Genomic DNA, 6,522 nt, shown 5'->3' on the forward strand with positions numbered 1-6,522 from the left:
GTCGAGGTCGACGTGCAGCCGCGAGCGTTCCCCGGGCAGCACCGAAAGGGTCAGCTCGAGCACTTGACCGTCGAGCTGTTGGTGCGATTTGGTCTCTCGGATTTCGGTGAGCCGGTGCTTGACGACGTCGGCGTCGAGTTCGCGGAAGTCGCGCACGGCAACGTCGAGTTTCGCGCCCGGATCGATTCGCTGGATCCCATCGGGCAGGAACTGCACCCGAAGCATCGGGTGACGCGACGCCAAAGCGGCGGCGGCGGTGCGCAGTCGCTCGGGATCGATGGGGCCGCAGTCGAATTCGACGTACAGGTGGGCGGCGACCCCGCCCAACTCCTGGTTGTGCTGACGGCCCACCCATATCGCGTGCTGCATCGGCGCGAGCGGAAACGCCGCCGCTGTGTCGGCGTTCGCCGTCACGTCGATGGGCGCCGACGTGTCGACGGTGTTCAGCGCGGTGGACAGCAGGTCCGACCACGCCTCGATGGTGGGTGTTGCGGCCAGCGCGGCGAAGTCGATGTCGGCGCCGCGGCGACGCCAGCGACCCGACAGCGCCATCATCCGGATGGAATCAAGACCTTGGCCGATCAGGTTGCCGCCAGGGTCGATGGCCTGTGGGCTGATGCCGAGCAGTTCCGCGATCTCCGCACGGAGGGCCTCGCGGCTCGCAGCGGCACCCACCACGAACGCCTCCTTTGACCTGCTCGCAATGCGCGCTGTGGGCTGCATCGAGGGCATCGCCGATTTTCGCGTCAACCCTACTAGTTAGCACAGGCTGCCCTAATTTGGGTTGGTTACCCTAATCTTGGCCCCAAACGGATCAAAGGGAGGCTGGTGCAGCAAATGCCAATGGCAGCGCCGCCAGGCTTCGTGCCCTTTCCCGCCGACCGGGCCACCCGGTACCGGACGGCCGGTTACTGGGCGGGGCGAACCGTCGATTCGATCCTGACCGATGCCGCGCGGCGCTGGCCTGGTCGTCCGGCGGTTCTCGACGCCACCGGTGAGGGGCGCCGCCAATGCCTGACCTACGCCGAGCTGGAGACGCGGGCCGATCGCGCGGCCGCCGGACTTGCGGCGCTCGGGATCGCGGCCGGTGATCGGGTGCTGCTGCAGTTGCCGAACACGTGTGAATTCGCGGTGGCCTTGTGCGGGCTGTTGCGAGCGGGAGCGATCCCGGTGCTGTGCTTGCCGGGGCACCGCGCCGCCGAAATCGGGCATTTCGCCGCCGTCAGCGACGCCCGGGCATTGCTCATTCCCGACGTGGCAGGTGGACTGGACTACCGCACGATGGCCCAGGCGGTTGCCAGTGATCATCCTGCGCTGCAGCATGTTGTCGTCGACGGCCACCCCGGGCCCTTCGTGTCGTGGGCGCAGGTGTGTGCCGCCTCGGCGCCGCGTCCGCCGGTCGCCGTGGATACCGGGTCGCCGGCGCTGCTGCTGGTTTCCGGCGGCACCACGGGGCTGCCCAAGCTCATCCCCCGCACCCATGACGATTACGTGTACAACGCCGTCGCCAGCGCCGAACTCTGCCGGCTGACCACTGACGACGTCTATCTCGTGGCGTTGCCGGCGGCACACAACTTCCCGCTGGCCTGCCCTGGCTTGCTCGGCGCGATGAGCGTCGGTGCCACCACCGTGTTCACCACCGACCCCAGCCCCGAGTCGGCCTTCGCCGCGATCGCGCGCCACAGCGTGACCGTGACCGCGTTGGTGCCCGCACTCGCCACCCTGTGGGCGCAGGCCTGCGAATGGGAGCCGGTGACACCGAAGACGTTGCGGCTCTTGCAAGTCGGCGGAGCCAAGCTGGACGCACAAGATGCCCGCCGGATACGCGAAGCGCTGACCCCGGGTCTGCAGCAGGTGTACGGGATGGCGGAGGGGCTGCTCAGCTACACCCGGCTCGACGATCCGCCCGAACTTCTCGACCGCACCCAGGGACGGCCGCTGTGTGACGACGACGAGCTGCGCATCGTCGACGACACCGGCGGTCCGGTAGCACCGGGCGCGGAAGGCGAATTGCTGGTGCGTGGCCCGTACACGCTCAACGGATATTTCCGCGCCGAGCATGACAACCAGCGCAGCTTCGACCGCGACGGTTTCTACCGCACCGGCGACGTGGTGCGTCGCCTGGCCAACGGTTACCTGCAAGTCACCGGGCGAGTCAAAGACGTCATTCACCGCGGCGGCGAGACCGTTGCCGCGCAGGATGTCGAAGAGCATCTGCTCACCCATCCGGCAATTGCGTCGGCCGCGGCGGTGCCCCTGCCTGACCGCTATCTCGGCGAAAAGATCGGTGCCGCAGTTGTCTTCGCCGGACCGCCGCTGACACTGGCCGAGCTGAACCACTACCTGGACGCGCGCGGAGTTGCCATGCATGCGCGCCCCGACGTTGTGATTCCATTGGCCGCGTTGCCCACCACAGCGGTGGGGAAGGTCGACAAGGTGGCGATCAGCCGGCTGGCCTCAGCCGATCACCGGAGCGACCCCTAAGACCCGCCCTGCGCCGCCGCTTTTTCCAGTTCCTGTAACGCCGGTTCGATGGCGTCGGCCAAATCGACGATGTCGTGGGCGATCTCAGTTGTGGTGACGAAGCCGAAGTCCATCCAATTGCGATAGCTGAAACAGGTGATGTTCAGCCCGACGTCCATCACCAACGGACCGATGGGCATGAACCGCTCCACCACGGCTCCGGCGGCGTAGAGCGGGCGGTCGGGACCCGGGACGTTGGACACCACCACGTTGATCGGCGCGACGTTGGCGCCCAGGCGGCTGATCGTGTACGCGCGCGCGGCCAGCGTGAGCAGCCCGGGCGGCGTCGTTTCGGTCAGGCCCATGATCTGGTGCGCCGTCAGTGCCTTTCTCATGGCCTTGGCGCCCTGCGTACAGCGGTAGATGGCTTCCAACCGCTCGGCCGGGTCGGCGACGTCGGTGGCCAGGCTGACGGTCATGGAGCTGAGCTGATTGGCAACATCTTTCTTGTCGTTGTGTGTCGACACCGGCACTTGCGCGATCAGCGGGTGATCGGGCAGCTCGCCACGGTCTTCGAGGTAGCTGCGCAGCGCCCCGGCGACTACCGCCAGCACCACGTCGTTGATCTTGACGGCGAACGCGTCTTTGATCACCTTGATCCGATCCAACTCCACGCGACTGCTGGCGATTCGCCGATGCGGCGAAATCGGCGCGTTGAAGCGGGTCTTCGGCGCAGAGAAGTATCGCGGCGGCTTGTTGGAGATGCTGCGCGCCGCAAGTTGTTGGCGCAGCACCTGCTCTGTCAGTCGCATCATCCGGTAGGGCGTCATCACCGCGACGTTGAACATCGCGCCGATCAGTTGGCGTTCTACGCCCGGCGGCCCGTTGTCAGCGGGTGTGCGCGCGGCCTCGTCGGTGGGTTGTCGAGGTTCCGGAGTGACATCCAGCATGATCTCGCTCAGCCCGGCGCCGGACACTCCGTCGATCAGCGCGTGGTGCATCTTGGTCAAGATGGCTACCCGGTTGTGCTCGACTCCCTCGATGAACCACATCTCCCACAACGGTTTGGAACGGTCGAGCTTGTACGACATCAGATGCCCGATAAGTTCATCGAGCTCGGCGCGCCCGCCCGGTGCGGGCACCGCGATGCGACGCATATGAAACTCGAGATCGGGCTCCTTGTCTTCCACAAAATACGGCCGGTCGAGCCCCAGAGGGACGCCGACCACGCGGTAGCGCAGCTGCGGCAACTCGCCGATCCGGGCGGCGAGAAGGTCGCGCAGCGCGTGAAAGCGGAAGTTCGGGGCCTTGGCGGGATCGCAGATCACCAAAGCGCCGACATGCATGTGCCAGCCCGGCGTTTCAGCGAACCAGAATGCCGCATCGACACTTGACATACGCCTCATGGCGAAAAGCGTAGGACGCTGCACAACGGATGCGAACCAGAAATGGAAACCTCCGCAAATCGCTGTTGACCTTGGCATTGGCGGCATGGGTCAATACTGCCATTGACTAATGTCACCATTTGCGATTGACTCTGTTGCATGGGCGACGGGATCTCCGCGCGCGGCTCACTGCGATCACGCGCAGCGGCCGCGGCAAGCGCGCTGACATTGCGACAGATCAGCGCGATCCTTCCAGCGCGGTTTATCGCAAATACCTTGGGCGCCAACGATACTCACGCACCGGAAAAGGCGGGCTAGCAATGCTCGGGCTGTTCAACAAGAAGAAGCCAAGCCGCCGAGCATCGGCGGTGGTGACCGGCGCCGGCAGCGGCATCGGCGCGGCGTTCGCCGTCGAACTCGCCCGCCGTGGCGGCGCGGTGGTGTGCACCGACATCGACGAACCCGCCGCGCAAAAGACGGCCGACGCGATCACCGACCAAGGCGGCCGGGCGACCGCGATCCGCTGCGACGTGTCGCAGTTCGACGACGTCCGCGAACTAGCCGCCAAGTCCCAATCATGGTTCGACGCAGCGCCCACACTGGTGATCAACAACGCCGGTGTCGGAGCAGGCGGAGCACCCGTCGGGGAGATATCCCTTGAGGATTGGCACTGGACACTGGACGTCAACCTGTGGGGACCCATTCACGGCTGCCATGTCTTCACCCCGATCCTGCGCGGTGCGGAACCGTCGAACATCCCGCGCGGCATCATCAACGTCGCCTCCGCCGCTGCTTTCGGCGCCGCACCCGGCATGGCTGCCTACAACGTCAGCAAGGCCGGCGTGCTCTCCCTCTCCGAGACGCTGGCCGCCGAACTGTCCGACACCGGCATCAAGGTCACCGTGCTGTGCCCCACCTTTGTCAAGACCAACATCGTCGAATCCGGCAGAATCACAGCCGAATCAAGCGAGTTCGCGGCGAAACTGATGCGCTGGACCGGCGTTTCGGCAGCCAAAGTTGCCCGAGTATGCCTTGACGCCAACGATCGCGGCGACCTTTATTGCATGCCGCAGCTTGAGGCCAAGATCGGATGGAACGCCAAACGCTTGGCGCCGACCGCTTACACCCGCGCGGTTGGCCTGGCGTCTCGGCTCACCCCGCACTGAGACCACGCAAAGGAGTTGCGCACATGAGTATCGACATGGACGCCATGCTTGCCAAGATCAAGGACCGGCAGTGGGCGCTCGCCGACATCGACTGGGACGCTCCGGGTGCCGAGACGATCAGCGACGACTTCCGGCCGAAGCTGAAGGCCTTCATGGCCGACCTGTGCTGGATCGAGAACATCGGCGCCCGCGGGTTCGCGGCGTTGGCGAAGAAGGCGCCGACCCCAACCATCGCCGAGATCTACCGGTATTTCCACGCCGAGGAACAACGCCACGCCAACGCCGAACTCGCTCTGATGAAGCGCTGGGGAATGCTCGACGACGGCGAGGTGCCGGAACCCAATGTCAACATCCGGCTGGCCATGCAGTGGCTCGAGACCTACGCCGACGGCATGTCGCTGTCGATCCTGGGCACCGTCATCCCGATGCTGGAGGTGGCGCTGGACGGCGCGCTGCTGAAATTCCTGCTCGACGAGGTCGAAGACCCGGTGTGCCACCAGGTGTTCGAGAAAATCAACAACGACGAATCCCGCCACCTCGCAGTAGACTTCGAAGTGCTCAACATGATCGGCCATGCCAAGGCGCGCAAACTGGCCGTCGACTTCGTCGGCAACATCGCCTCACCCGGATTGGTCATCGGCGCGCTGATGTATCTGCCGCTGCTCAACCGCGTACGCAACGAACTCGCCGACATGGGCATGGAGCCCGAGCGGCTCTATAACGCGGTCAAGCGCTTCAAGCAGCTCGGCGAGCGAGGCGATTTCACCTCGCGGGTACCGACGTACCAGGTGCTCAAGCGGCACGCCGCGATGGTCGTGAACCCGCGCCACCCGTATCACCTGCTGGCCAATTCGATGGTGTGGCTGTCCGACTTCTATCCCAAACCGTTGCTCAAGCCGGTGCCCAGCTGGTTCAAAGAGCTCACCTACAACCCGGCGGCATGACGATGGCGCGCAACCACGTCCACGCGACACTGATCGTCGGAGCCGGCTTCACCGGGCTGGGCGCGGCCATCAAGCTGGCGCAGGCCGGCGTCAACGAAGTGGTCATCCTCGAGCGCGGCGAACGGGTCGGCGGCACCTGGCGCGACACCACGTATCCCGGTGCCAGCTGCGATATCCCGTCACTGCTGTACTCCTACTCCTTCGTCCAAAACCCTGCCTGGTCGCGGACATACTCCCCCGCCCACGAGATTTGCCGCCACATCGAAGACATGGCCACCGAACTTGGCGTGCGCCGCCATATCCGGTTCGGCCACACCGTCAACGGGTTAGCGTTCGACGGGAGCGCCGGTGTCTGGACCGCAACCACCAGCAAGAACAAGCAGTTCCGCGCCCGCACCGTCGTGTTGGCGTCCGGTCCGCTCTCCGACGCCAGCTTCCCCGACATCCGCGGCATCGATTCCTACCGGGGCAAGAAGATCCTCAGCGCCCGCTGGGAGCACGACTACGATATGTCCGGCAAGCGGGTCGGCGTCATCGGTACCGGCGCCAGCGCTATCCAGATCA

Annotated in this window: 6 protein-coding genes; 4 read left to right on the plus strand and 2 right to left on the minus strand. The window is 65.5% G+C overall.

The annotated features are described in order from the left end of the window. Window positions 1-678 (minus strand): phosphopantetheine-binding protein (locus ACFE99_RS18775; protein WP_375487904.1); only part of this gene is annotated, 678 nt, incomplete at its 3' end. Between the two features lie 159 nt (window positions 679-837). Between ACFE99_RS18775 and ACFE99_RS18780 the strand changes: the two genes are divergently transcribed. Next, the gene (locus tag ACFE99_RS18780; RefSeq protein WP_375487893.1) at window positions 838-2,484 is read left to right on the plus strand and encodes a (2,3-dihydroxybenzoyl)adenylate synthase; all 1,647 of its coding nucleotides are present in this window, start codon (window positions 838-840) and stop codon (window positions 2,482-2,484) included. On the opposite strand, the gene ACFE99_RS18785 is transcribed toward ACFE99_RS18780, so the two are convergent. Next, on the minus strand, window positions 2,481-3,869 hold the full coding sequence (locus ACFE99_RS18785; protein ID WP_375487895.1) for a wax ester/triacylglycerol synthase family O-acyltransferase: 1,389 nt from the start codon (window positions 3,867-3,869) through the stop codon (window positions 2,481-2,483). The genes ACFE99_RS18780 and ACFE99_RS18785 overlap by 4 nt on opposite strands. Window positions 3,870-4,168: 299 nt before the next feature. On the opposite strand from ACFE99_RS18785, the gene ACFE99_RS18790 reads away from it, so the two are divergent. The 3 genes from ACFE99_RS18790 to ACFE99_RS18800 form a co-directional block, all read left to right on the plus strand. Continuing rightward, window positions 4,169-5,014: an SDR family NAD(P)-dependent oxidoreductase gene (locus tag ACFE99_RS18790; protein WP_375487897.1), complete on the plus strand. Its 846-nt coding sequence runs from the start codon at window positions 4,169-4,171 to the stop codon at window positions 5,012-5,014. Window positions 5,015-5,037: 23 nt separating this feature from the next. Next, window positions 5,038-5,958 carry a ferritin-like domain-containing protein gene (locus ACFE99_RS18795; RefSeq protein WP_375487900.1) on the plus strand — a complete coding sequence of 307 codons (921 nt, stop codon included), beginning with the start codon at window positions 5,038-5,040 and terminating at the stop codon, window positions 5,956-5,958. Continuing rightward, a partial coding sequence (locus ACFE99_RS18800) for a flavin-containing monooxygenase (RefSeq protein WP_375487902.1) occupies window positions 5,955-6,522 on the plus strand: 568 nt, incomplete at its 3' end. The genes ACFE99_RS18795 and ACFE99_RS18800, both read left to right, overlap by 4 nt.

The organism is uncultured Mycobacterium sp. (assembly GCF_964249325.1).
Classification (GTDB): Bacteria; Actinomycetota; Actinomycetes; order Mycobacteriales; family Mycobacteriaceae; genus Mycobacterium.